Origin of the sequence: Geodermatophilus ruber, from assembly GCF_900114385.1 — a bacterium.
Lineage (GTDB): Bacteria > Actinomycetota > Actinomycetes > Mycobacteriales > Geodermatophilaceae > Geodermatophilus > Geodermatophilus ruber.
Genome location: NZ_FOSW01000001.1, coordinates 414456 through 439620 on the forward strand (window position 1 = coordinate 414456; position 25165 = coordinate 439620).

Below are 25165 nucleotides of genomic sequence, written 5' to 3' on the forward strand. Positions count from 1 at the left end.
CCGTGGAGGAGCCCACTGGAACAGAGAACGGGCCGGTTCACAACCACCCGCGCCGGTCCGGTACCGAAGCGTGAGCTGCTCGGACGGGCCGCTCAGCGCTCGCCGGGCTCGACGATCTGCACCCGCACGGCCCGGAACTGACGGGGCGTCTCCAGCAGCACCGCCCGGGTGGGCTCGCCGACCTCCAGGCGCGGATTCCGCCGCAGCGCGGCCAGCGGCCCGAGCCGGGGATCGGCGAGGACGGCGTCGACGAGGCCCCGGTCGCCGCCGGTGAACAGCGCGGTCAGACCGCCGGCGTGCGGCAGCAACACCCGCGCCGCGGCGTCGGCGGCCGCGCCCACGACGGCGTCGGTCTGGTGGCCGCGGCGGCGGGCGAAGCGCTGCTGGGACCAGCCGCCGGCCGCCGTGCGCCCCTGCACCAGCCGGCTGTCCACCTTGGAGACGACGAGCTCCTCGCCGTCGAACACCCCGACCGCCCAGCGGCCGCGGCGGACCAGCAGCACGCCGGCGCGGTGCGGACGGCGGGTTGCGGCGGTGAACGCGGCGAGCAGGGCCGGGGCCGCGGGCCGCTCGAACGGCGCCCGGAGGGTGACCGTGGTGCTGTCCGCACAGGTGATCCGGACGGCGTCCCCGTCGTCGGCGACCTCGGTGAAGCTCCCGTGCCGGGCCGCGACGCCGTCGAGCCAGCGCCCCAGCCGCTCGGGCGGCACGCGCAACTGCCGGCCCCCGCCGGCCGCGGGCCGGGCGCGGGTCACCCGGCGGAGGAGCCCCGCGTGGTCGGCAGCCCGGCGGCGGCCCAGGCCTGGTAGCCGCCGATGACATCGGTGGCGCGGTGCAGACCGAGCGCGCGCAGGCTGTCCGCGGCGAGGCTGGAGGAGTAGCCCTCGTTGCAGAGCACGACCACCTCGACGTCGTACCCGGTGGCCTCGGGCAGCCGGGCATCGCTGGCCGGGTCGAACCGCCACTCGAGGACGTTGCGCTCGACGAGCAGCGCCCCGGGCACCTCGCCGTCGCGCTCCCGCTGGGCGGCCGGCCGGGTGTCGACCAGCACCGCGCCGGCGGCCATCCGCGCCTGCGCCTCGGTCGGTTCAAGCCGGGCGAGGCGGCCGCGCGCCTCGGCGAGCACCTCGTCGATGGAGCGGGCGTCAGCGGGTCGGGACATCGGAGCCTTTCTCATCGGGCCATCGCGGGGGCGGCCGCGTGCTCAGCGGGCACGTGCAGCACCCGCTGGAAGAGGAGGACGACGACCGCGGCGATCGCGGCGGCGGCGGTCGCGACCAGGAAGGCGGCGTTGGCGCCGAAGACATCGACGACCTTACCGGCGGCCGAGGCACCGATCGCCACGCCCAGCCCGAGCGCGGTCCCGATCCAGGTGAACGCCTCGGTCGTGGCCGACCGGGGCACCAGGAGCTCGGCGAGGGTGAAGGAGCTGATCAGCGACGGCGAGACGGCCAGGCCGGCGACGATCACGAACGGGATCATCACCCAGATGTTGTGGACCAGGACCAGCGGGACGGTCAGCACGGTCAGCGCCGCGAGGACGACGGCCAGCCGCGTGCGCAGCGGCGAGTGCCAGTGCACCACCCCCCAGCCGATGCCGCTGGCCATCGACCCGACGGCGAGGGCGGCGATCAGCACGCCGGACAGCGGCATCGCGCCGACCTCGTCGGCGAAGGCGACCAGGGCGATCTCCAGCGTGCCGAGGATGGCGCCGACCGCCGCGCCGACGACGAACAGAACCCGGATGCCGGGGCTGCGGATGGCGGACGGGCCGGTGCGCGCCGCGTGCCCGTGCGGGGGCGGCTCGGTGCGTCCCTGGGCGGCGAACAGCAGGCTGCCGACGACGGCGAGGGCGAAGGCGGTGACCACGCCGGAGGTGGCGTGCCCGGTCGTGGAGAGGAAGGTGACCAGCACCGGGCCGACGATGAACACCAGCTCGTCGACGACGGACTCCATCGCCAGCGCCGTCGGCAACCGGTGGGTGCCGCGCAGCAGGTGGGTCCACCGCACCCGGATCATCGAGGACACCGGCGGGATGCAGGCCCCGGCCAGCCCCGCGAAGACGAACACCGTCCACAGCGGCCAGTCCTGCTTGACCGCGGTCAGGAAGGCCACGCCGGAGACGACGAAGACCGCGAGCACCGGCAGCAGCGTGCGCCGCTGCCCGTGGGTGTCGGCCCAGCGCCCGATCAGCGGGCCGGAGAGCGCGGTGGTGACCGCGCCGGCCGCGGCGACGGCGCCGCCGAGGCCGTAGGACCCGGTCTCGTCGGCCACCAGCAGCACGCAGCCCAGGCCCACCATCGACAGCGGCAGCCGCCCGATGAACGCGGCCAGCACCATGGGCAGCGCGTGCGGCGTGCGCAGCACGTGCAGGTAGGGATTGGGCACGGTGGGCGGGGCCTGTCGTCGGGGTGTGCGGGACGGGCGTACTGCGGGTCACGCTAACCGACGTCGTCCGGTCCAGCCGGGCGACGCGCGATCGTCCCTGGTCGGGACGGACCCGGTCAGCGCCGAGGCCCCGCTCCGGTCGGCGTCGACCGGTGCGGGGCCTCGCAGGCCCCCTCCAGGGCACCGCCCCGAGCGTGCGAGGGGTGGGGAGGAGGGGGTCCTTTCTCAGCCGAGCCGGTGCTTGAGGATCTCCAGCTCGTCCCACATGGTGCTGGGCAGCTTGTCGCCGAACTTCTCGAACCACTCGGTGATCTGCGGGACCTCGGCCAGCCACTCGTCGCGGTCGACGGCGAGGGCCTTGCCCACCTGCTCCGGCGTCATGTCCAGGCCCGAGACGTCGAGCGAGTCCGCCGTCGGCACGTGGCCGATCGGCGTCTCCTCGGCGGCCGCGGAGCCCTCGAGGCGCTCGACGACCCACTTGAGGACCCGGCTGTTCTCGCCGAAGCCCGGCCACAGGAAGCCGCCGTCCTCGTCGCGGCGGAACCAGTTCACGTAGAAGATCCGCGGCAGCTTGGTGGCGTCGTGCTGCTTGCCGGTCTCGACCCAGTGGCCGAAGTAGTCACCGGCGTTGTAGCCGATGAACGGCAGCATGGCGAACGGGTCGCGGCGGACGACGCCGACCGCACCGGTGGCCGCGGCGGTGGTCTCCGAGGAGAGCGTCGCGCCCATGAAGACGCCGTGGTTCCAGTCCCGGGCCTCGGTGACCAGCGGGATCGTGGTCTTGCGGCGGCCGCCGAAGAGGATCGCCGAGATCGGCACGCCCTTCGGGTCGTCGTACTCCGGCGCCAGGATCGGGCACTGGGTGATCGGCGTGCAGAACCGGCTGTTCGGGTGGCTGGAGGGCTCGTCGCTCTCCGGCGTCCAGTCCCGGCCCTTCCAGTCGGTCAGGTGCGCCGGGGGCTCGTCGGTCATGCCCTCCCACCAGATGTCGCCGTCGTCGGTGAGGGCGACGTTGGTGAAGACCGAGTTGCCCTTCTCGATCGTGCGCATCGCGTTGGGATTGGTGTCCCAGCCGGTGCCCGGCGCGACACCGAACAGGCCGTACTCGGGGTTGAGCGCGTAGAGCCGGCCGTCCTCGCCGAAGCGCATCCAGGCGATGTCGTCGCCGAGGGTCTCGACCTTCCAGCCCGGGATGGTGGGCTCGAGCATCGCCAGGTTGGTCTTGCCGCAGGCGCTCGGGAAGGCCGCCGCGATGTAGTAGACCTTCTGCTGCGGGCTGGTCAGCTTCAGGATCAGCATGTGCTCGGCCAGCCAGCCCTCGTCGCGGGCCATCACCGAGGCGATGCGCAGCGAGTAGCACTTCTTGCCCAGCAGCGCGTTGCCGCCGTAGCCGGAGCCGTAGGACCAGATCATCCGCTCCTCGGGGAACTGGACGATGTACTTGGTGGCGCTGCAGGGCCACGGGACGTCGGCCTGACCCGGCTCGAGCGGGGCGCCCACGGAGTGCATGGCCGGGACGAACGGGCGGTCGGTGCCCATCGCCTCGAGGATGTGGCTGCCGATGCGGGCCATGACGCGCATGGAGACGACGACGTACTCGGAGTCGGTGAGCTCGACACCGAACATCGGGTTCTCGGCCTCGACCGGACCCATGCAGAACGGGATGACGTACATCGTCCGGCCGCGCATGCACCCGCGGTACAGCTCGGTCATGATCGACTTCATCTCGTTCGGGTCCATCCAGTTGTTGGTGGGACCCGCGTCGGCCTCGTCGACCGAGCAGATGAAGGTGCGGTCCTCGACGCGCGCCACGTCACTGGGGTCGGAGGCGCACCAGAAGGAGTTGGGCTTGGCCTCCAGCCGGGTGAAGGTGCCGGCGGCGACCAGCTGCTCGGTGAGGCGCTCCCACTCCTCGTCACTCCCGTCGACCCACACGACCCGGTCCGGAGTCGTCAGCTCGGCCATCTCCTGCACCCACGCCAGCAGCCGGGCGTGCGTGGTGGGGGCATTCTCGAGACCGGGTGTGGTCACGGAAGTCACGGCGTCTCCATCCTCTGGGTACGCCGGGCGGAACACGCCGGCGTTGGTGCAATCTGCGCTGAGGCTGTCACCGGCCCACCGGTGAACGACGGGTGGCGAGCCGGTCGCGACAGACTACAAGCGGGAACATTCCCCTGTAACCGTGAGAGATGTTACGTATAGGACGTCTACCTTGCGGGCCGGAAGACCCTGGCGGGGCCCGCCGGTCAGCCGGCCGCGGTCCCCCCGTACCCCGGGCCGACCTCGGCGAGGAAGGCGTCCCAGTCGGCGGGCTGGGGGCGGCCGGAGACCTCGGCCTCGAGCTTGTCGAGGTACCAGTGCCATCCGGTGGCGACGTCGGGGATCCCGTGCTCGGTGCGGAAGTCCTGGGTGAACAGCAGCGTGGTGCGGTCGCCGTCGGTGGACAGGTCCAGCTCCACCCGCCAGTACTCCTCGCCCGCCCAGTCCAGCACCAGACGGCGGGGCGGGTCGCACTCGAGGATCGTCATCCGCTCGCCGACCGGCTCGTCCTCGAAGGTCATGGTGAACACGCCGGTGCCGCCGGGACCACGGTCGCCGTCGTAGGTGCCGATCCAGCGCGCCAGCCGCTCCGGCTCGGTGAGCGCCGCCCAGACGTCCTCGATCGGGTCGGGCCACGATCGGCGGAAGCGCAGCCGGCGGGTGCCGTCCGCGCGCTCGGCGATCTCCCCGCGGCGGGTGTCGAGGTCCTCGGTCATGTCGGCTCCCCACTCGTCCGTGCCCGCCGGCCGCGGGCGATCTCGGTGTCCAATGCGTCGAACCGCTGGGCCCACAGGTCGCGGTAGGGCTCCAGCCAGGCGTCGAGCTCCCGCAGCGGGCGTGGGTCGAGCGCGTAGAGGCGCCGCCGCCCATCCTCCCGGCAGGTGACCAGGCCGGCCTCCCGCAGCACGCGCAGGTGTCGGCTGATCGCCGGCCGGCTCACCCGGAACCGGCCGGCCAGCTCGCCGGCGGCCAGCTCGCCCTGGGCCAGCAGGCCGAGCAGCTGCCGGCGGGTCGGGTCGGCCAGCGCCGCGAGCGCTTCCACGGTGAGACGTGTAACACATCGGTTACGTTTTCGGTCAGGGATTCGGCGTCGGCCGCGGCGGGCAGGCACGGCTCATGAGGGTCACCGATCCCGATGTCCCGGACCCGCTCAACGATCCGCGCGCCCGACAGGCCGACCCCGGCGCCTACGGCCAGGGCGAGGACCTCGCCTCGACCGCGGACGACCCCGCGGTCACCGGCGAGGAGGAGCTGGCCGCCGGGCGGACCGAGACCGACGACGCCGGGGGTGGGGACGTGACCGGCGGGGCGGTCCCGGAGTCGCCGCCGCCGCACTGAGACCGGGCGGTCCGTTTGCCGCCCCGCCGTCCGGGCACCCCTCGGGCCCCGAACGGCTCGGACGACCTGGAGGGCTGCGATGACCAGCGGTGGCACGGACTTCGCCGACGTCACCTACGACCTGATCTCGGTCCAGTACCACGCGCTCAAGGCGGGGAAGCACAACGACCAGTACATCCGCGACGCGGAGGGCGCCGGCCTGGACGACGTCGCGGGCTTCTTCCGCGAGATCCAGGAACAGGACGCGGCCCGCGCCCGGCGCTGCCACGAGTTCCTGCGCCGGCTGTCCGGCACCGAGCAGGGCGGTCCGGCGACGCGCTAGCGGACCGACCCTGCCGGGCGCCGACCGGACACCGAACGCACGGGCAGGATGGGCGGCGTGATCCAGACGCCGCTCACCCGCAGGTTCGATCTCCGCACCCCGGTCGTCGGGGCCCCGATGGCCGGGGTGGCCGGCGGGGCGCTGGCCCGCGCGGTCTCCGCGGCCGGCGGGCTCGGGATGATCGGTGTGGGCAACGCCGCCACGCCGGAGTTCGTCGCCGAGCAGGCCGCGTTGCCCGCGGCCGACGAGCTCCCGTTCGGCGTCGGGCTGATGGCCTGGGTGCTCGCCGACCACCCGGAGCTGCTGGAGGCGACCATCGCCGCGCGGCCGTCGCTGGTGTCGATCTCCTTCGGCGACCCGGCGCCGTTCACCGGCCCGTTGCACGAGGCCGGCATCGCCGTCGCGACGCAGGTCAACACGGTCGCCGACGTGGAGCGGGCGCTGGCGGCGGGTGTCGACGTCCTGGTGGCCCAGGGCACCGAGGCCGGCGGGCACACCGGGCACCGGGCGACGCTGCCGCTGCTGCAGGAGGTGCTCGCGCTGGCCGACCGGCCGGTGCTCGCGGCCGGCGGCATCGCCACCGGCCGGGGCATGGCCGCCGCGCTGGCGGCCGGCGCCGCCGGGGTCTGGATCGGCACGCCGCTGCTGGCCTGCCCGGAGGCGCTCAACTCCCCCGCCGCCCGGGCGCGGGCCTGCGCCGCCGCCGGGGAGGACACCGTGCTCACCCGGGCGTTCGACGTCGCGCAGGGGCTGGCCTGGCCGGAGCGCTGGCCCGGCCGTGCCCTGGTCAACGACTTCAGCCGGACCTGGCACGGCCGGGAGGGCGCGCTCGCCGGGGACGCCGCGGCGCGGGCCCGCGTGGTCGAGGCCCGCGCGACCGGCGACCTGGACGCGGCGCCGCTCTACGCCGGCGAGGCGATCGGCCTGGTCACGGCCGAGCGCTCCGCCGGCGACACCGTCCGGGAGATGGACGCCGAGGCGCAGCGAGCGCTGCGCGCAGCGGCGTCCCTGCTGGACTGAGAAGGAACCCGAATCAGGACGGACGGGGTCCGCTTCAGACCGCGCAGCTGTCGTCGGTGCAGCCTTCCGCGGCCGGCACCGTGACCAGCGGGTGGGCGTCGGCCCAGGCCCGCTCGAGGATCTGCAGCAGCAGCTCGGCCGGCTGGGCGCCGGCGGCACCGTACTTGCGGTCGACGACGAAGAACGGGACGCCGGTCGCGCCGAGCGCCTGCGCCGTCCGGCCGTCCTCGACGACCGCCGGGCGGAACCGGTGGTCACCCAGCGCGGCCCGCACCTCGGCCTCCTCCAGGCCCACCTCGGCGGCGAGCCCGACGAGGGAGTCGACGTCGAAGACCGAGCGCCCCTCCTCGAAGTGGGCGTGCAGCAGCCGCTCCTTCATCGCGCCCTGGAGGCCGCGCTCGGCGGCGAGGTGGATCAGCTCGTGCGCGAGCAGCGTGTTGCCGCTGATGCCCTCGGCGAGGTGGTACTCCAGGCCCTCACCGGCCGCGGTCTCCTCGACGTGCCGCATCATCGCCTGCATCTCCTCGACCGGCCGCCCGTACTTGGCGGCCAGCGACGGCAGGGTCGCGTGCGTCTCGCCCTCGGGGATGGTCGGGTCGAGCTGGAAGGAGCGCCAGACGACCTCGACCTGGTCGCGGTGCGGAAACTTCTCGAGCGCGGTCTCGAGACGGCGCTTGCCGATGAAGCACCACGGACAGACGACGTCGGACCAGACCTCTACCTGCATGCCCGGCGCAACCTCCCCACACCGGACGTCATTCCTTGTGCGTTCGACTCTTCCCACTGGTACCGGTGGGGTCCAGGAAGACGTACCGGACGCCGGGGTGCCGGGCGACCAGTCGGCGCTCGGCCTCGTCTGCGGTGCGCTCGATGTCGGTCGAGGTCGCGTCGTCGGCGAAGTCGACCTTGGCCGCCACGACCAGCTGGCCGGGGCCGATGACCGAGGTGACCAGGAGCGGGACGTCCTCGACGTGCGGTAGGGCGGCGATCTCGCGCCGCAGCTCCTCTTCGATCTGCGGGGAGGCCGCCTGACCGATGAGCAGCGAGGCGTTGGCCCGGGCCAGCGCGTAGGCCACCCCGAGCAGCAGCACACCGATCGTCACCGCTGCGAGGCCGTCCCAGAGCGGGTCGCCGGTCAGGTGCTCCAGGAAGAGCCCCAGCGCGGCCAGCACCAGGCCGATCAGGGCCGCGCTGTCCTCGAACGTCACCGCCTTGACGGTCGTGTCGGTGGTGGTGGCCAGGTAGCGGCCCGGGCTGACCCGCAGCCGGCGGGCCGCGCCCCGCACCTGGCGGACCGCTTTCAGCCACGAGAGCCCCTCGAGGACGAACGACACCGCCAGGACGACGTAGGAGATCCGCGGGTCGCCCTGCTCCTCGCCGCCGACGATCGTCGCGATGCCCTGCCAGATGGAGAAGCCGGCACCCAGGGTGAAGGTGGCCAGCGCGGCGAGGAAGGCCCAGAAGTAGGTCTCCCGGCCGTAGCCGAAGGGGTGCTTGTCATCGGCGGGGCGGTTGCCGCGCTTGAGGGCGACGAACAGCAGCACCTCGGTGATGGTGTCGGCGAGCGAGTGCGCCGCCTCCGAGAGCATCGCCGAGGAGTGGCTGATCAGGCCGCCGATCAGCTTCGCGATCGCGATGCCGAGGTTGGCGATCCCGGCGACGACCACGGTGGCGGTGCTCTCGCCGCCCGAGCCGTGCTCGGGGCCGCCGACGTCGCCCTGCACCGGCGGCGCCGGCGGCCCCGGTGTGACGACGGACCGCTCGGACGGCGCCCCGGGCATGGTCATGGCCGCTGCCGTGCCCCACGCGGCGCCGGTCAACCCTCCGCCGACGCGGCGGCTCAGCCGGTCAGGGGGACGGCACCTGGCCGCGGGGGTCGTGCCGAGTGGGGCCCGGAGGGTTCCGCGCAGGCGCGACGATGCGGCTCAGCCGGTCAGGGGGACGGCACCTGGCCGCGGTGTCGTCCGGAGGACGACGATGTCACCGCACACCGACGAGGTCGACGACGAAGACGAGCGTGGCCCCCGGCTTGATGACCCCGCCGGCGCCACGGTCGCCGTAGGCCTTGTGCGGCGGGATGGTGAGCCGGCGCCGGCCGCCGACCCGCATGCCGGTGATGCCCTCGTCCCAGCCCTGGATGACCATGCCGACGCCGAGCCGGAACTCCAGCGGGTCGCCGCGGTCCCAGGAGGCGTCGAACTGCTCGCCGCCGTCGTGGGTGACCCCGACGTAGTGGGCCTGCACCAGGCTGCCCGGCGTGGCCTCCGCGCCCTCGCCGACGACGAGGTCCTCGACGACCAGGTCGGCGGGCGCGGGGCCGGTGGGCGGCTCGACGTCGGGGCGGGTCGGTTCGGCCACGGTGGGTCTCCTCGGGTGGCTGGGGATGCCGGGCGGTCCCCGACACGCTCTCCCCATCCAAACAGCGGTTCCGCGACCCCGCCGACCGGGCTAGCGTCGGCCCGCGTGATCGACCACCTGGCGCTCCAGGTTGCGGACGTCGAGGCCGCGGCCAGCTTCTACACCCGGGTCTTCGCGGCACTCGGCGTCCGGGAGACGACGCGGCTGGACACCCCGACCGGTCTCCGCGTCGCCCTCGGCGGTCCCGACGGCGTCCCGAAGCTCTGGTTCGGTCCGCTGGTCGACCAGGGCGACCGCCCGGTGCACCTGGCGCTGGCCGCCCCGTCCCGGGACGCGGTCGACCAGGTGTACTTCGCGGCCCGCAAGGCTGGTGCCGAGATCCTGCACGAGCCGCAGGTCCGGCCGGAGTACCACCAGGGCTACTACGCGGTCTTCTTCCGCGATCCGGACGGCAACAACGTCGAGGCCGTGCACCACACGTTCCCGTCCGCCTGACGGCGGACAGGGGCGCGGAGCCAGGCCCCTGGCCTCGCCGTGACCGGATGCGGCCGGGCATCGGCCGTGCTGGGCTGGGCGCATGCCCGTCGAGCCCGCCCCCGATCAGCCGGCGTGGTGGACCCGCGCCGTGGTCTACCAGGTCTACCCCCGCTCGTTCATGGACTCCGACGGCGACGGCATCGGCGACCTGGGCGGGCTCCTGCAGCGGCTGGACCACCTGGAGGACCTGGGGGTCGACGTCGTCTGGCTGTCCCCGATCTACCCCTCGCCGCAGGCCGACAACGGCTACGACATCAGCGACTACCAGGACGTCGACCCGCTGTTCGGCGACCTGACGCAGCTGGACCAGCTGATCGCGGCGCTGCACGAACGCGGCATGAAGCTGGTCATGGACCTCGTGGTGAACCACACCAGCGACGCGCACCCGTGGTTCCTGGAGAGCAGGGCATCCCGGACGTCTCCGAAGCGGGACTGGTACTGGTGGCGGCCGCCGCGGCCGGGGATGGCGGCCGGAACGCCGGGGGCGGAGCCGACCAACTGGCACTCGTTCTTCTCCGGGTCCACCTGGGAGCTGGACGAGGCCAGCGGCGAGTACTACCTGCACCTGTTCGATCGCAGGCAGCCGGACCTGAACTGGGAGAACCCGGAGGTCCGGCAAGCGGTCTACGCGATGATGCGGTGGTGGCTCGACCGCGGGGTCGACGGCTTCCGCATGGACGTCATCAACATGATCAGCAAGGACGTCACGCCGGACGGTGAGCTGCACGACGGCCCGCCGCTGCCCGGGCTGGCCTACGGTGACGGCTCGGCCTCCTACCTGTGCGGCCCGCGGATCCACGAGTTCCTGCAGGAGATGCACGCCGCGGTCGTCGCCGGCCACGAGTCGACGCTCCTGCTGGTCGGCGAGATGCCCGGCGTCACGGTGGAGCAGGCCCGGCTGTTCACCGACCCGGCTCGGCGCGAGGTGGACATGGTGTTCCAGTTCGAGCACGTCGGCCTCGACCACGGCGTCTCGAAGTGGGACCACCGCCCGCTGCGGATGCGCGACCTCAAGGCGTCCTTCGGCCGCTGGCAGGCCGGGCTGGCCGAGGCCGGCTGGAACTCCCTCTACTGGGACAACCACGACCAGCCGCGGGCGGTCTCCCGGTTCGGCGACGACTCCCCGCGGTACCGGCGCGACTCGGCCACCTGCCTGGCCACGCTGCTGCACCTGCACCGGGGGACGCCGTACGTCTACCAGGGCGAGGAGCTCGGGATGGCGAACGCCCCGTTCGACAGCCTCGACGACTTCCGCGACATCGAGTCGCTCAACCACTACGCCCAGGCGGTGGCGGCCGGCGAGGACCCGGCGCAGGTGCTGGCGGCGCTGCGCCGGACGAGCCGGGACAACGCCCGGACGCCGGTGCAGTGGGACGCCTCGGAGCACGCCGGCTTCACCACCGGCAAGCCCTGGCTGGCGGTCAACCCCGACCACGTCCGGTGGAACGCCGCGGCCCAGCGCCGGGACCCGCGCTCGGTGCTCGCCCACCACAAGCGGCTGATCGCGCTGCGGCACGAGAACCCGGTGGTGGCGCTCGGGGACTTCACCATGCTGCTGCCCGACCACGACGACGTGTACGCCTTCACCCGGAGCCTGGACGGCGAGACGCTGCTCGTCGTCTGCAATCTCGGCGGGCACGAGCACCGCCTGGCCGGGCTGCTGCCCGAGGCGGTCGGCGCGGAGCTGGTGCTGGGCAACCTGCCCGACGGCCCCCCCGCCGTCCTCCGCCCCTGGGAGGCCCGGGTGCTGCGCCCCACGTGAGGGAGGTCAGCCGTTCCAGTCGACGAGCTGGACGACGACGCCGTTGGGGTCCTGGACCTGGAACGCCCGCTCGCCCCACTCCTCGGTGGTCAGCGGCATGGTGATCGGTACGCCCTCCGCCTGCAGCCGGCCCAGCTCGCCTTCGAGGTCGTCGACGACGAAGGCGAGGATCAGCCCGCCGGCGTGGCGGTCGCGCTGGCCGGCCGGCATGGTCGGCAGGCCCCGGCGGACGAAGACGACGTTCATGCCGGCGTCGTCGCGGGTCAGCGAGGCGAAGCCGTCGGCGGCCATCTCCTCCCGGAAGCCGAAGTGGTCGACGAGGAAGGCGCTGGCGCCCGGCACGTCGTCGACTGTCAGGGAGACGGCGGAGGCGGTGATGCGCATGGGGGCTCCTGACGACGGCGCGGACTACGTACAGCGTACGGCGTCGTCAGGGGGTGGGGAGCGGGACGACGTCCGCCGGCTCGGCCGGGCGCCGGTCGAGCGGGTGGGCGAGCTCGTCGGCGGGCAGCCGGGCGGCGAGGATCGCGACCACCGCCAGCACCGGCGGGACCAGGCCGGCCACCAGGAAGGTCGCGGTCAGCCCGATCCCCTCGCTGACCGGCCCGGCCAGGGCCATCGACAGCGGCAGGAACGCCGTCGAGACGAAGAAGTCCAGGCTGGAGACCCGGCCGAGCAGCGCCGGGGGGACCCGCCGCTGCAGCAGCGTGCCCCAGATGACCATGCCCGCCTGCGAGGTGGCGCCGGTGACCAGCCCGGCGGCGATCATCACGGCCAGCGAGGTCGTGGTGCCGAAGACGACCATCGGCAGGCAGCCCAGCCCCCACAGCAGGTTCATCACCGTGAGGTAGCGCCGGGGCAGCCGGAGGGAGGCGAGCACCGTCGACCCGAGGGCCCCGCCGATGCCGAACGCGGCCAGCACGAGGGCGTGCTCGAGCGGTCCCCCGCCGGCGCGGTCCTTGATCGCGAAGGGCGCCAGCACCTCGAAGGGGCCGAGCATCACCAGCAGCATCAGCGAGGCGAACACCAGCGTGGCCAGCAGCCAGGGCGTGCGAACCATGTAGCCGAAGCCCTCGCGCATGTCCGCGACCAGGCCGCGCACCGGGTGCGCCGGCGCCGCACCGGGGTCCCGCCGCACCGGCGTCGCGGGCAGCAGGCCCACGCAGACGGCCGCCCCCAGCGCCGTGGCGGCGGTGAGGACCAGGGCCACGCCGGGGGACGTCGCGGCGATCAGCCCGCCGGCCACGGCCGGGCCGGTGGCCAGGTAGAGCACCGGCCGCATGGTGCCCTCGAGTCCGTTGGCCGCCAGCAGCATGTCCTCGGGGAGCAGCGCCGGCACCAGCGCGGAGTACGCCGGGTAGTAGAGGCCGTTGGCCGCGCCCCCGGCCAGGGCGACGGCAGCCAGCTGCCACAGGGTCAGCAGGCCGGTCAGCGAGAGCGCCGCGACGAGGGCGATGCTCACCGTCTGCACCAGCGCGACGGCCAGCAGGATGTGCCGCTGCGGGATGCGGTCGGCGAGCGCGCCGCCGAGCAGCGTGCTGGCCAGCATCCCGCCGGCGCTCAGCCCGGTGACCAACGAGAGCTGCGCGGGGCCACCCTTCAGCGCGACCACCTGCCACACCACCGCAACGGTGAACGTGCTGTTGGTCAGCAGGGAGAGCCCCAGCGAGGCGGCCAGCCGGCGGTAGCGGGGGTAGCGCAGCGGTTGCAGCGCCCGCGGCAGGCCGGCCATCACACTCCCCGTCGTCCCGCCCCCCGAGGTGCCGGACGGCGGGGCCATCCTGCCTGCCGCCGCCGCCCGGCCGCGCGCAGATATCACCGACGGCGTCCGAGCGGAGTGGATCCGTGCGCGTTACGCGGAGGAATCCACTCCGGTCAGGCGAGCGGGGAGCGCGGGAGGAGGCGGTCGCTGATGATCCGCCGCTGGATCTCGCTGGTGCCCTCGAAGATCGTGGTCAGCCGGGCGTCGCGCCAGTGCCGCTCGACCTGCCGCTCGGTGGTGTAGCCGTTGCCGCCGTGCAGCTGCATGGCCTGGTTGGTCACCCGAACGGCCATCTCGGTGGCCTCGAGCTTCACCATCGAGGCCTCCTTCTCGCACGGGACGCCGAGGTCGAGCAGGTGGGCCACCTGCCGGTAGAAGGCGCGCGACTGCTCGACCTGCGCGGCCATGTCGGCGACGGCGAAGCGCAGCGCCTGGAAGTCGCCGATCGGGTGGCCGAACTGCTCGCGCTCCTGCAGGTAGAGCAGCGAGTCCTCGAGCGCCGCACGCGCCAACCCCACGGCGCGGGCGGCGGTGTGCACCCGAGCGGTGTTGAGGAACTTCTGCGCCTCGGCGAAGCCGGCCCGCTTGGCCGCATCACCCTCCTCGTCGCTGGCCGCCGCCTCGTCGATGACGTTGCCGGCCGGAATGCGGACGCCGTCGAAGGTCAGGTCCCAGGTGAGGAACCCGTGGTAGCCGACCTTGTCGATCGGGTAGCCGGAGAGCCCCTCGGGGAACTCGCCGCGCTCCTTCTCCAGCAGCAGGTTCACCAGCCCCTTGGAGCGGGACTCCCCCGGCTCGGGGTCGCGCTCGCGCACGAGCACCTGGATGAAGTCGGCGGCCTTCGCGTTGCCGCACCACCGCTTGCGGCCGGTGACGACCCACTCGTCGCCGTCGAGGACGGCGCGGGTCGAGACGCCGGCCAGGTCGGACCCCGCGTCGGGCTCGGACAGCGCGATCGCGCCGATCCACTGCCCGCGGGCACTGCGGCGCAGCAGCTCGTGGCGGCGGTCGGCGTCGGCCACCGCCGTCCCCAGACCCTGCGAGCGGGCCAGGATGCTGGCCGTCGACATCCACGCGCGAGCCAGTTCCTCGCTGACCATGCAGTACTCGAACACGCCCAGGCCCAGGCCGCCGCACTCGGCCGGAACCGTGATGCCGAAGTAGCCGAGCTCGGCCAGCCGGGCCAGCAGCGACGACGGGATCTCGCCCTTCTGCGGGTCCAGCTCGTTGGCGACCGGCAGCACCTCGTCCATCGCGAACCGGCGGGCCTGCTCCTGCAGCTTCTCCCGCTCCGGCGTGTGCCACGGCGGCAGCAGCGCGGGCGGTTGCGGCTCCAGGACGTCGTCGGTGGACTCGTCAGCGCGCTGGGTCGACGTCATCGTCGGTCGTCTCTCCTCGACAGAGGCGGATGATCACGTACACCTTGGCGGCTGGGGATGCCCGCCGCACGCCGTCCTCACCCGCACCGTGAGCGGCCTCACGGTGGCCGGCCGTGCGCGGTCGAGGTCGACCCCGCCCCTGTCGAGAGAACCCGCTGGTGCGCTGGACCGCCGCCGTACCGCCCCTCGTCGCCCTCGCGGCGCCGAGCGGGCCGGGGGCCGCGGGCCGCGGGCCGCGGGCCGCGTCAGCGAGCCGCCCGCTCCCGGGCGAGGGCGATGTCGCGGGCCTGCTCCCGCCCGGCCGGGGGCGGGCCCGGGTGCCAGGACGGCACGAAGGGCAGCTCCCCGCGTCGGGCGGCCAGAATCAGCCGCTGCGCGGTGTCGACGGCTCCCTGCACGAGCCGCGCCGGCCGCAGCTGCTCGGCCCTGAACACCCGCTCGCGCATGGACGACGGCGGGGAGTTGCGCGTGGCCATCGCGTACGCGGCGTCGACGGCGTCGCGACCGTCGAGGTAGTCGTCGGCGTGCTCGTACCAGTTCATGCTGCCGCGGGCGTGCCGCTGGACGCGCTCCAGGTTCGGGCGGGCCCGGTGGTCGAAGTCGCGCAGCGCCGCGGCCAGGTCCCCGGGGAAGTCGTCGAGGCTGCGCACCAGCTCCACCGCGTCGATCACCGCCAGCCGGGTGCCGGACCCGATCGTGAAGTGCGTGGTGTGCGCGGCGTCGCCGATCAGCACGACGTTGTCGTGCCACCAGGTCCGGTTGGAGACCTCCTTGAACCGCAGCCAGCGGGCCGGCTCGCCGCGGGACTGGCTGATCAGGGAGTGGCCCTGCAGGGACCGCTCGAAGATCTGCGCCAGCAGCCGGATGCCGTCGTCCTCGTCCCGCTCGTCCATGCCGAGCGCCCGCCAGGTCGTCTCCGTGCACTCGACGATGCAGGTGCTGACCGTGCCGCTCGACGGGTAGGCGTGGAACCACAGCCAGCCGGCGGGGGTCTTCTCGAAGGCGAACACGAAGCTGGGGAACACCATGTCGGTCCCCAGCCAGATGTAGGGGTTGGCGCCCGTCTCGACCCGGGTGCCGAAGTGGTCGCCGTGCAGCTGCCGGGTCCGGCTGCCCGCACCGTCGGCGGCCACGATCAGGTCGGCGTCCGCGAACGGGGTCAGGTCCTCGACCGGGTGGTCGTACTCGACCGTGACGCCGAGCCGGCGCGCGCGGTCGACCAGCGTCTCGAGGAACTCGGCACGCTGCATGGCGAAGCCGTACCCCCCCAGGTGAGCGACCCCGCCGCTGACGTGGATCTCCTGGTCCTTCCACAGCGTGGAGGCCCGGCGCAGCGCCCGCCCGCTCTCCGGGTCGTTGACGTAGAGCAGGTCGAGCATGTCGTCCCAGTAGACGACGCCCCAGCCGTACGTCGCGCCCTGCGGATCCCTCTCGAGGACGGTGATGTCCCGGCTGGGGTCGCTCCGCTTCGCCGAGATGGCGAAGTACAGGCCGGCTGGGCCGGCACCGACGCAGACGATCTTCATCGAGGTCCTCCGGGGGGCGCGATGCGGTGGGGATCGGGGCCCGGCCGGCCGTCGTCCTCCTCGCCGGACCCCCAGGGGACCGGCGCGGGCTGCTGCAGCCACGGCGGCGGGCCGTCCGGGAACGGTTCGTCCCACTCGCCGTCCGCCCAGGGCGGGGGGCCGACCGGTTCCGGCTCGGGGTGCCGGTGCCGGCCGCCGGCCGGTGCGCGGCGCAGGGCGTGGCGCAGCGAGTACAGGTGGGCGTAGCCGTTGCCCGCTTGCAGCAGCTCCTCGTGCGAGCCGGATTCGATGATCCGCCCGTGCTCCAGGTGCACGATCTGGTCGGCCTCGGCGGCGGTCAGCAGGTCGTGCGAGATGACGATCGTGGTGCGGCCGGCCATCAGCCGGCGCATCGGACCGAGGATCCGCTCGGCGGCCTGGGCGTCGAGGCTGGCGGTGGGCTCGTCGAGCAGCAGGATCGGCGCGTCGCGCACCATGGCCCGCGCGATGGCCACCCGCTGCCGCTGGCCGCCGGAGAGCAGCCGGCCGCGCTGGCCGACCCGGGTGTCGTAGCCCTCGGGCAGCCGCACGATGAACTCCTCGGCGTCGGCCGCCCGGGCGGCGCGGACGATCTCCTCGTCCGTGGCGTCCGGCCGGCCGGCGCGGATGTTGTCCGCGACGCTGGCGTCGAGCAGCAGGGTCTCCTGCAGCACGATCGCGATGTTGGCCCGCAGCTCCGCGGGGTCCAGGTCGCGCAGGTCGTGCCCGTCCAGGGTGATCCGGCCCGCGGTCGGGTCGAACAGCCGCAGGAGCAGCCGGGCGAGGGTGGACTTGCCGGCCCCGCTCACACCGACCAGGGCGGTCGTCGTGCCGGGGTCGGCGCTGAAGCTGATGCCGTGCAGCACGTCGTCGGCCGTGCCGGGGTAACGGAAGTCGACGTCCTCCACCCGGATCCGCCCGGCCGCCCGGCCGAGCGGCACCGGGTGCTCGGGCGCCCGCACCTCGGCCTGCTGGTCGAGCAGCTCGATGATGCGCTCGGCGCCGGCGGCCGCGGCGAAGACGACGGTGGACAGCTGCCCCAGGGCGCTCACCGGGCCGTAGAGCAGGGACAGCGCGAGCAGGAAGGCCAGCAGGTCGCCCAGGGTCATGCGGCCGGAGCTCAGCTGCCAGGCCCCTGCCCCGACGATGGTGATCACGCCGACGACCTGCACGAGGTCGACGAACGGGGTGAACAACGCGCCGATCCGGGTGGCCCGCAGGGCCGCCGCGACGCTGCCCAGCGACTGGCCGGTGAACCGGCCGACCTCAGCCTGCTCCCGGCCGTAGGCCTGGACCAGTGGGGCGTTGCCCAGGCTCTCCTCGACGACCGTGGCGATCGATCCGCTGCGCCGGCGGACCTCGCCGGAGGCCGCCTTGATCCGGCGGGCGAAGATGCGGGTGATCAGCCAGAACACCGGGATGACGGCCATCGAGATCAGGGCCAGCTGCCAGTCCAGCACGAACAGCAGGCCGGCGAACACGACGATCTTCAGCGCCGACAGGACCAGCGCGGCGACACCGGAGAGGATGAGGCTCTCGATCGCGATGACGTCGCCGGTGAGCCGGCTGATGATGTCGCCGAGCCGCCGCCGGTCGAAAAAGCCGATCGAGAGCGTCTGCAGGTGGGCGAAGACCGACGTGCGCAGCCGGTGCAGGAAGCTCTCCCCCGTCCACGCCGTGAGGTAGGCGCCGACGAAGCCGAGGATCCCCGTGCCCAGGGTGATCGCCAGGTAGGCGGCCGCGAGCGGCGCGAAGGCACTGAAATCGCGGGGCACGAGGACGTTGTCGACCAGCAACTTGGTCAGCCAGATGCCCAGCCCCTCGAGCGCGGGCCCGACGCTGCCGAGCACCATGCTGACCAGCAGCCACCAGCGCAGCGGCCGGGCGTAGGGCCAGAACCGCCGGAAGATGTCGCGGACGGCGACCGTCGGCGCGGCCTCGACCAGCGCCTCGTCCTCCGGCGAGCCCGGGCTCACCAGCGTGCGCGTGATGTCCCACACGGGCACCACCTCGTCTCCGGAGCCGGCCGGATTCCCCGACGGCCCCTCGTAGAGGGGTGGCCCCCCGCGCCGAGCGCGGAGGGCCACCCGCCGGACCGCAAGGGTCTGGCTGGATGGAACAGACGGGTGTCAGTCGTCGTCGTGCTTCCACCCGTGGCGGCGGTGCCAGCCGCCCCAGCCGCCCCAGCCGCCCCACCAGCCCCACCAGCCCCAGTGGTCCCGGCCGTGGCGCCAGCCACCCCACCAGCCGCCCCAGTGGTCGTCGTCTCTCCACGTCATGATCTCGGTCCTTTCTCGGATTCTCCTGATGAGGCATGCCGCCTCGGAAAAGCACTCCGACTGATCCGGACCCCCCGCGAGATGCTGAATTTCGACTCAGCCGGGATCGACACTCTTTGCGTTGGCGGTAATCCCTCCCCCTGAGATGTGCGTGGTGGAACCCCCACGAATGTGCGTGGAGGTCTGCTGGTGGAGGCCTACCGCGGCCGGCCACGCTGGAGGAGGCAGCCGACGGTAGGCATCGGGACGGCACGCGACGGTTGATCGACCGCCCACGGCCGCGGGGCCGTGGGGAAACCTGGGCGCGTGCGTGACCCGCAGGCGCTCGCCTGGGTCACAGAGGAAGTAGACGCTCGGCGGGACCGGCCGATCGCGCAGTGGTCGCGCGGCTCCGGCAGGGGCGGGCGGCATGGACCACGTACTCGGTGTCGCTGGGCCGCTCCCAGGGTGCGATCGCGACGTCGTCGGTCGCACCCACTCACCCGCTATCCCGCGGTGGGGCTGTTCACCTCCTCGGCGGTGGAATGCAGAGAACAGTAGTTGAAGGTGCGGCCCACGCATCGCCCTGAAGCCCGAAACCGGCACGAGTTCGGGCGTATCCGGAGAACCGCCGCGCGGCGTCACACCCCGCGAGCAGTCGGGCAGCACAGTGCTCGGGGAATGGCGCCGCCCCAGGGCCGGAAGGCCCTGGGGGATTCCCGCCCAAGGCACCTACCGCCGCGGTTCAGCTCATCGCCCGGAGGCCGCGCTGCACCGCCGTGGCCCCCTCGGTGAGCCGGGCGCCGGCCTCGGGCAGCAGCCGGCCGTCGGCGTCGAGCAGGTCCCGCCAGCTGCGCAGCGGTACCCAGCCGAGGAGCTTCTCGGCCTTGGTGCTGGAGATGCCCGAGGCGTCCGGGCGGGCGACCGGCCGCAGCTCGACGGCGTCGCCGAAGTGCCGGCGGACGAGCTCGTGCAACGGCAGACCGTTGGCGTTGTCGGCGGCGGCCGCGTACAGCACCTCGTGCCCGGTCGTGTCGCCCGCGACCGCGGCAGCCAGCAGGTCGGCCAGGTCGTCGACCACGACGTAGGACCAGAACGAGGCGCTCCGGTCGGCGCCCTGGGCCCGCACGATCGGCCCCACGTTGCGCTCGATGTTGCCCTCCCACTGCACCCACGTCGGCCGGATCGAGAAGGCGGTGAGGTCCGAGCGGGCCACGGCGGCGTCCATCAGCTTCTCGCCGAACCACTTCGAGAGGGCGTAGGGGTCCTGCGGGGCGATCGGGTGCCCCTCGTCGATCGGCGCGTACTGGGCGTGGAAGTAGCGCCGGGGATAGGAGAACCCGGGCACGGTCTCGCTCGAGATGTGCACGAACCGGCCGACTCCGCTGCGCTCGGCCGCCTCGAGCGTGTGGTAGGTCGCCATGAGGTTGGTGCCGAAGATGACGTGCGGTGGGTTCTTCGCCGGGCTCGGGATGGCGGCGGCGTGCACCACCGCCTCGTGGCCGGGCACGACCGCGGCCGCGTGCCCGGCATCGGTGAGGTCGGCCTGGACGTACCGGACCTCGCCGGCGCGCTCGTAGACCGGCGGCTGCCGGTCTACCGCGGTGATTTCGTGCCCGTCCCGCATCAGCCGGTCCACAGCCGCCGCGCCGACCTTGCCGCGGGCCCCCGTCACCAGGATGCGCATGCCTCGGGATACCCCTCACGCCCGATCCCGCACCCGGCCCGCGGCGTGTCGCCGGCCGACCCGCCGGCGCGGCACCGAGGACTACCGTCGTCCGCACCAGCTGGCCGGCGTCCGGAGAGGGGCGGGGCTGATGGCGACGTTCGTGCTCGTGCACGCCGCCTGGTTCGGCGGCTGGTGCTGGCGGAGGCTCGCGCCCCGGCTCCGGGCAGCCGGGCACGACGTCCTCACCCCGACCCTCACCGGGCTCGGTGAGCGCGCGCACCTGCTCGACCACGGGATCGACCTGCTCACGCACGTCGAGGACGTCGTCAACGTGCTGGTCTACGAGGACCTGGACCGGGTCGTGCTCGTGGGCAGCAGCTCCGCGGGGATGGTGATCACCGGTGTCGCCGACCGGGTGCCGGAGCGGGTGGCCGAGCTGGCCTACGTGGACGCCTTCGTGCCCGAGGACGGCCAGTCCCTGTTCGACCTGATCGGGCCGGAGCACCGGGCAGCGATGGAGGAGCTCGTCGCGACAGAGGGCGACGGGTGGCTGCTGCCCCGGTTCGCGCCACCGCCGTGGGAGGAGATCCTGCCCCGGCTCTGGGAGATCACCGACCCGGCCGAGCTGGCGTGGCTGGTGCCCCGGCTGCGCGCGACACCGGTCGGGCACTTCACGCGGGCGCTGCGGCTGGGAGACCCGGCGGCCCGGGCGCCGACCCGCAGCTACGTCCGCTGCGTGCGCTTCCCGCACGCGGGGCTCGACCGGTTCGCGGAGCGGGCACGGGAGAGTGCGGACTGGCGGCACCGCACGCTGGACTGCTCCCACATCCCGCACGTCACCTGCCCCCGGGAGCTGGCCGCCGTCCTGCTCGAGCTGGTGCCGAGCGACCGCGCGGGGGTGCCCGCCGGGAGGTGAGCGGGACGGCGCCGCTCAGCGGGCGCCGCGGGCGTGCGCCAGTGCGACGTAGTGCTCGACGGCGGCCGGGTCGTCGACCGCGCCGACGTTGAGGGCCGTGGCCGGGTCGACCCCCTGGAAGAGCCGCTTGAGCGGCACCTCGAGCCGCTTGCCGGTGCGGGTGCGCGGGACGGCGGGCACCACGAGGATCTCGTCGGGGACGTGGCGGGGGCTGGCCTGGCGGCGGATGGCATCCGTGATCGCGGTGCGGAGCTCGTCGGTGAGCTCCTCCCCCGGCGCCAGCTGGACGAACAGCGGCATCCAGTAGCTCCCGTCGCGCTGCTCCACGCCGAGGACGACGCAGTCCACGAGCTCGGGGATGGATTCGACGGCGGCGTAGATGTCCGCCGTCCCCATGCGGACGCCCCCGCGGTTGAGCGTGGAGTCCGACCGGCCGGTGATGATGCAGGTGCCCCGCTCGGTCACCTCCATCCAGTCGCCGTGCCGCCAGACGCCGGGCCAGGGCTCGAAGTAGGCCTCGCGGTAGCGCTGCCCCTGGGGGTCGTTCCAGAAGTGGAGCGGCATCGAGGGCATGGGTGCGGTGACCACCAGCTCACCGAGCTCCCCGACCACGGGCTCGCCCCGCTCGTCCCAGGAGGCAGCGGCGACGCCGAGCATCGGCCGTTGCAGCTCGCCGGCGGTGACCGGCAGCAGCAGCGAGCTGCCGATGAAGCCGGTGGCGACGTCGGTCCCGCCCGAGAGCGACCCCAGGAAGACGTCGGGCTTCACCGCGTCGTACACCCACGAGAAGGCCGACGCGGGCAGCGGCGATCCGGTGGAGCCGATGGACCGCAGCGCCGACAGGTCGTGGGCGTCACCGGGCCGGAGGCCGGCCTTCTCGCAGGCGGTGAGGTAGCCGGCGCTGGTGCCGAGGTAGGTGAGCCGGGTCTGTGCGGCGAGGGCGAACTGGGCGTCGATCCCGGGGTACGCGGGGGCGCCGTCGTGGACCACCACGGTTGCACCGCACAGCAGCGCCGAGGTGGCGATGTTCCACATGATCCAGGCGGTGGAGGCGTACCAGTAGAAGCGGTCGCCGGGGCGGACGTCGCCGTGCAGGGCCAGCTGCTTGCACTCCTCGAGAGCGACCCCGCCGTGCCCGTGCACGATGCCCTTGGGCAGGCCGGTGGTGCCCGAGGAGTAGACGATCCACAGCGGGTGGTCGAACGGCAGCGGCTCGAAGCGCGGCTCCTGCTCGTCGGCGACCGCCTCCGCCCACGGCAGGGCACCCATCGGCACCTCGTCCGGGAAGAGCCGCGGAACGGCGATCGTGGCCCGGATGCCGGGCAGGGCGCTGCGCAGTTCGGTGACGACGTCGCGGCGGTCGTACTCCCTGCCGTTCCATCGGTAGCCGTCGACGGCCACGAGCACGGTGGGCTCGATCTGGGCGAAGCGGTCCAGCACGCTGCGGGTGCCGAAGTCCGGCGCGCAGGAGGACCAGACGGCCCCGATGGAGGCCGCGCCGAGGAAGGCGACGACCGCCTCCGGCACGTTCGGCAGGTAGCCCACGACCCGGTCGCCGCGCTGCACGCCGAGCCGGCGCAGGGTGGCGGCGAAGGCGCCGACCCGGGCCCGCAGCGCCGCCCAGCTCACCTCGACGGGCTCGCGGTCCTCGGCGACGGCGATCAGCGCCGGGGAGTCGGCGGGCACGGTGCCGTCCACCGCGTGCCGGAGCGCCTGCGCGGCGTAGTTCAGCGTGCTGCCGGGGAACCAGACGGCGCCGGGCATCTCCCGCTGCGGGAGGACCTCCTCGTCGGGGACGCCGGGCAGCACACCGGTCCAGCCGGCGACGTCGCCCCAGAACTGGTCGAGGTGCTCGACCGACCAGCGCCAGATCGCGTCGTAGTCCGGGGGGTCACCGAAGTCCAGGCCGCGCCGCTGCGCGACCTCAGCGGCGAATTGCGCGAGCCGGGTGGCCCGCATCGATTCCGGCGTCGGCCGCCAGAGGACCGTGGGCTCGGCTGAGGTGTCGCTGGTCACACGGGCACCTTGCCACCCCGGTCCCGAGCCCGGCGGCCACCGATGTGCGCTGAGCGTGGTCTCACCACCCCGCGAGACCACCCTGGGCGCACAACGGCGTCGCGAGCCGGGGCGGCAGAGGGGTGACCGGAGGAGCGCCGACCTCGGGAGGCCAGCATGATGGCGTCGATGAGCGAGCCGGACAACGTCGAGCGGAACGTCCTGGGCGGGCTGCTGGAACCGTGCGGCGTCGATCCGATGACCGGCTTCTACCGCACCGGCTCGTGCAGCAGCGGCCCCGACGACGTCGGCAGCCACACCGTCTGCGCCGTCGTGTCGGCGGAGTTCCTCGAGATGCAGCGCCGGCTCGGCAACGACCTGACCACCGCGCGTCCGGAGTACGGGTTCCCCGGGCTGCGGCCGGGCGACCGCTGGTGCGTCGTCGCCGTACGGTGGCTGCAGGCCTACCAGGCCGGGGCGGCCGCGGCCGTCGTCCTGGCCGCCACCCACGAGCGCGCGCTCGAGATCGTGCCGATCGAGGCGCTGCGGCAGCACGCCGTCGACGTCCCCGACGACCTCAGCGGCCTCGAATGACCCGGCCACGCACACCCTGAGGAGAACGAACGCCCATGAGCGACCTGCTGGAGCTCCCCGTCACCACGCTGCAGGGCGAGGCCACCACGGTCGGCGGCCTGACCGGCGGGCACGCGGCGCTCGTGGTCAACGTCGCCAGCCAGTGCGGCCTGACCCCGCAGTACAGCCAGCTCGAGGCGCTGCAGCAGGAGCTCGGCCCCCGTGGCCTCACCGTCCTGGGCGTCCCCTGCAACCAGTTCGCCGGGCAGGAGCCGGGCACCGCCGAGGAGATCGCCGGGTTCTGCTCGACCACCTACGGCGTCACCTTCCCGTTGACCGAGAAGCTGCAGGTCAACGGGGCCGGCGCACACCCGCTCTTCCAGCGGCTGACCGAGGCGCCCGACGCCACCGGCGAGGCCGGCGACGTCCAGTGGAACTTCGAGAAGTGGCTGATCGACGGCAACGGCGAGGTCCGCGCCCGGTTCCGGTCGCGCACCCAGCCCGACTCCCCCGAGGTCCGGCACGCGATCGAGGAAGTGCTCTCCCGATGAGCGACGCCGACCTGCGCTTCTGGTTCGACCCGGTCTGCCCGTTCGCCTGGATGACCAGCAAGTGGGTCCGCCAGGTCACCAGGCAGCGGCCGTACCGCGTGGAGTGGCGGCTGATCTCCCTGCGGCTGCTCAACCGGCACGTCGACTACGACGCCCAGTTCCCTCCGGAGTACGAGGCCGGGCACACCGCGGGGCTGCGCCTGCTGCGGGTCGCCGCCCGCGCCCGGGCCGAGCACGGCCCGGACGTCCTGGACCGGCTCTACGCCGCGATGGGCGCCCGGATCTTCGAGGCCGAGCAGGTGCGGGGCGAGGAGCAGCGCGGCCGGAAGGAGTTCGTCGAGCCGATCCTCGCCGAGGCCGGGCTGCCGACGAGCCTGGCCGACGCCCTCGACAACGAGTCCTGGGACACCGAGATCCAGGCCGAGACCGACGAGGCGTTGCGCCTGACCGGCAAGGACGTCGGAACGCCGATCCTCCAGTTCGGGCCGCCCGCGGGCCCGGCGTTCTTCGGCCCGGTGATCAGCCGGCTGCCCGGTGACGCCGAGGCCGGGGAGCTGTGGGACCACGTCGTCGCCCTCGCCCGGTTCCCGGGTTTCGCCGAGCTCAAGCGGAGCCTGCGCGAGCAGCCGCAGCTGCCGGCGTTCGGGGTGCGGCCCGGTGAGGTCGGCCGACAGGAGGACTGGCACGGCGGCAGCCGCCGCCAGCACCGCTGACCTGGGACTGGACAGCCCAGCTAAGGTAAGGCTCCCCTAT

The 25165-nt window shown here is 73.6% G+C and carries 26 protein-coding genes; 9 read left to right on the forward strand and 17 right to left on the reverse strand.

Translation table 11 applies throughout. From position 1 onward, the window contains the following. Window positions 1-92: 92 nt before the first annotated feature. The 6 genes from BMZ50_RS02105 to BMZ50_RS02130 form a co-directional block, all read right to left on the reverse strand. Window positions 93-755: an acVLRF1 family peptidyl-tRNA hydrolase gene (locus BMZ50_RS02105; RefSeq protein WP_091320678.1), complete on the reverse strand. Its 663-nt coding sequence runs from the start codon at window positions 753-755 to the stop codon at window positions 93-95. Then, window positions 752-1162, reverse strand: a complete 411-nt coding sequence (locus tag BMZ50_RS02110) for a rhodanese-like domain-containing protein (protein WP_177212596.1) — start codon at window positions 1160-1162, stop codon at window positions 752-754. The genes BMZ50_RS02105 and BMZ50_RS02110 overlap by 4 nt, the downstream gene beginning before the upstream one ends. 11 nt (window positions 1163-1173) lie before the next feature. Then, window positions 1174-2388 carry an MFS transporter gene (locus tag BMZ50_RS02115; protein WP_091320681.1) on the reverse strand — a complete coding sequence of 405 codons (1215 nt, stop codon included), beginning with the start codon at window positions 2386-2388 and terminating at the stop codon, window positions 1174-1176. 225 nt (window positions 2389-2613) lie between these two features. Continuing rightward, window positions 2614-4428 carry a phosphoenolpyruvate carboxykinase (GTP) gene (locus BMZ50_RS02120; protein WP_091320686.1) on the reverse strand — a complete coding sequence of 605 codons (1815 nt, stop codon included), beginning with the start codon at window positions 4426-4428 and terminating at the stop codon, window positions 2614-2616. A 206-nt stretch (window positions 4429-4634) separates the two neighbouring features. Next, a complete protein-coding gene (locus tag BMZ50_RS02125; protein ID WP_091320689.1) occupies window positions 4635-5144 on the reverse strand; it encodes an SRPBCC family protein in 510 nt (169 codons plus the stop codon). Beyond that, entirely contained in the window at window positions 5141-5470 is a 330-nt protein-coding gene (locus BMZ50_RS02130) for an ArsR/SmtB family transcription factor (RefSeq protein WP_091320692.1), read from the reverse strand. Before BMZ50_RS02130 ends, BMZ50_RS02125 begins: the two co-directional genes overlap by 4 nt. Before the next feature lie 74 nt (window positions 5471-5544). Between BMZ50_RS02130 and BMZ50_RS02135 the strand changes: the two genes are divergently transcribed. From BMZ50_RS02135 to BMZ50_RS02145, 3 genes are all read left to right on the forward strand, one after another. Next, window positions 5545-5766, forward strand: coding sequence for a hypothetical protein (locus tag BMZ50_RS02135; RefSeq protein WP_091320695.1), 222 nt, complete (start codon window positions 5545-5547; stop codon window positions 5764-5766). Window positions 5767-5845: 79 nt separating this feature from the next. Then, window positions 5846-6088: an acyl carrier protein gene (locus BMZ50_RS02140; RefSeq protein WP_091320698.1), complete on the forward strand. Its 243-nt coding sequence runs from the start codon at window positions 5846-5848 to the stop codon at window positions 6086-6088. A gap of 48 nt (window positions 6089-6136) precedes the next feature. Beyond that, entirely contained in the window at window positions 6137-7108 is a 972-nt protein-coding gene (locus BMZ50_RS02145) for an NAD(P)H-dependent flavin oxidoreductase (RefSeq protein WP_245753258.1), read from the forward strand. Between the two features lie 34 nt (window positions 7109-7142). Here the strand turns inward: BMZ50_RS02145 and BMZ50_RS02150 are convergent, their stop codons facing one another. The 3 genes from BMZ50_RS02150 to BMZ50_RS02160 form a co-directional block, all read right to left on the reverse strand. Next, the gene (locus BMZ50_RS02150) at window positions 7143-7835 is read right to left on the reverse strand and encodes a DsbA family oxidoreductase (protein WP_091320705.1); all 693 of its coding nucleotides are present in this window, start codon (window positions 7833-7835) and stop codon (window positions 7143-7145) included. 28 nt (window positions 7836-7863) lie between these two features. Then, entirely contained in the window at window positions 7864-8895 is a 1032-nt protein-coding gene (locus BMZ50_RS02155) for a cation diffusion facilitator family transporter (protein WP_091320708.1), read from the reverse strand. Window positions 8896-9088: 193 nt separating this feature from the next. Next, window positions 9089-9466 (reverse strand): FKBP-type peptidyl-prolyl cis-trans isomerase, encoded by a 378-nt coding sequence (locus tag BMZ50_RS02160; RefSeq protein WP_091320711.1) that lies wholly within the window; start codon window positions 9464-9466, stop codon window positions 9089-9091. 105 nt (window positions 9467-9571) lie between these two features. Between BMZ50_RS02160 and BMZ50_RS02165 the strand changes: the two genes are divergently transcribed. Both BMZ50_RS02165 and BMZ50_RS02170 read left to right on the forward strand, forming a co-directional pair. Then, complete coding sequence (locus BMZ50_RS02165) at window positions 9572-9961, forward strand: VOC family protein (RefSeq protein ID WP_091320714.1); 390 nt, start codon at window positions 9572-9574, stop codon at window positions 9959-9961. An 82-nt stretch (window positions 9962-10043) separates the two neighbouring features. After that, complete coding sequence (locus BMZ50_RS02170) at window positions 10044-11765, forward strand: glycoside hydrolase family 13 protein (RefSeq protein ID WP_091320718.1); 1722 nt, start codon at window positions 10044-10046, stop codon at window positions 11763-11765. Window positions 11766-11771: 6 nt separating this feature from the next. Here the strand turns inward: BMZ50_RS02170 and BMZ50_RS02175 are convergent, their stop codons facing one another. The 7 genes from BMZ50_RS02175 to BMZ50_RS02200 all read right to left on the reverse strand — a co-directional run bounded on the left by BMZ50_RS02175 (window position 11772) and on the right by BMZ50_RS02200 (window position 20395). Further along, window positions 11772-12149, reverse strand: a complete 378-nt coding sequence (locus tag BMZ50_RS02175) for a VOC family protein (RefSeq protein WP_091320721.1) — start codon at window positions 12147-12149, stop codon at window positions 11772-11774. A 46-nt stretch (window positions 12150-12195) separates the two neighbouring features. Continuing rightward, window positions 12196-13497 (reverse strand): MFS transporter, encoded by a 1302-nt coding sequence (locus BMZ50_RS02180; protein WP_091321041.1) that lies wholly within the window; start codon window positions 13495-13497, stop codon window positions 12196-12198. Between the two features lie 143 nt (window positions 13498-13640). Next, on the reverse strand, window positions 13641-14906 hold the full coding sequence (locus BMZ50_RS02185; protein ID WP_091320725.1) for an acyl-CoA dehydrogenase family protein: 1266 nt from the start codon (window positions 14904-14906) through the stop codon (window positions 13641-13643). A gap of 245 nt (window positions 14907-15151) precedes the next feature. Then, window positions 15152-16432: an FAD-dependent monooxygenase gene (locus BMZ50_RS02190; RefSeq protein WP_091320727.1), complete on the reverse strand. Its 1281-nt coding sequence runs from the start codon at window positions 16430-16432 to the stop codon at window positions 15152-15154. Beyond that, entirely contained in the window at window positions 16429-18450 is a 2022-nt protein-coding gene (locus BMZ50_RS02195; protein ID WP_091321042.1) for an ABC transporter ATP-binding protein, read from the reverse strand. The genes BMZ50_RS02190 and BMZ50_RS02195 overlap by 4 nt, the downstream gene beginning before the upstream one ends. 129 nt (window positions 18451-18579) lie before the next feature. After that, window positions 18580-18729, reverse strand: coding sequence for a hypothetical protein (locus tag BMZ50_RS23960; protein WP_177212597.1), 150 nt, complete (start codon window positions 18727-18729; stop codon window positions 18580-18582). 724 nt (window positions 18730-19453) lie between these two features. Then, window positions 19454-20395: an NAD-dependent epimerase/dehydratase family protein gene (locus tag BMZ50_RS02200; protein ID WP_091320730.1), complete on the reverse strand. Its 942-nt coding sequence runs from the start codon at window positions 20393-20395 to the stop codon at window positions 19454-19456. A 130-nt stretch (window positions 20396-20525) separates the two neighbouring features. Between BMZ50_RS02200 and BMZ50_RS02205 the strand changes: the two genes are divergently transcribed. After that, entirely contained in the window at window positions 20526-21293 is a 768-nt protein-coding gene (locus tag BMZ50_RS02205; RefSeq protein WP_091320734.1) for an alpha/beta fold hydrolase, read from the forward strand. A 15-nt stretch (window positions 21294-21308) separates the two neighbouring features. Here BMZ50_RS02205 and BMZ50_RS02210 read toward each other — a convergent pair whose 3' ends face one another. Then, window positions 21309-23309 (reverse strand): acetoacetate--CoA ligase, encoded by a 2001-nt coding sequence (locus tag BMZ50_RS02210; protein WP_091320738.1) that lies wholly within the window; start codon window positions 23307-23309, stop codon window positions 21309-21311. 168 nt (window positions 23310-23477) lie between these two features. Between BMZ50_RS02210 and BMZ50_RS02215 the strand changes: the two genes are divergently transcribed. The 3 genes from BMZ50_RS02215 to BMZ50_RS02225 are packed head-to-tail and all read left to right on the forward strand — an operon-like array spanning window position 23478 to window position 25125. Further along, window positions 23478-23882, forward strand: a complete 405-nt coding sequence (locus BMZ50_RS02215; protein WP_091321043.1) for a DUF2237 family protein — start codon at window positions 23478-23480, stop codon at window positions 23880-23882. A gap of 35 nt (window positions 23883-23917) precedes the next feature. Then, window positions 23918-24412 (forward strand): glutathione peroxidase, encoded by a 495-nt coding sequence (locus BMZ50_RS02220; RefSeq protein WP_091320741.1) that lies wholly within the window; start codon window positions 23918-23920, stop codon window positions 24410-24412. After that, window positions 24409-25125, forward strand: coding sequence for a mycothiol-dependent nitroreductase Rv2466c family protein (locus tag BMZ50_RS02225; protein ID WP_091320744.1), 717 nt, complete (start codon window positions 24409-24411; stop codon window positions 25123-25125). Before BMZ50_RS02220 ends, BMZ50_RS02225 begins: the two co-directional genes overlap by 4 nt. Window positions 25126-25165: the final 40 nt, after the last annotated feature.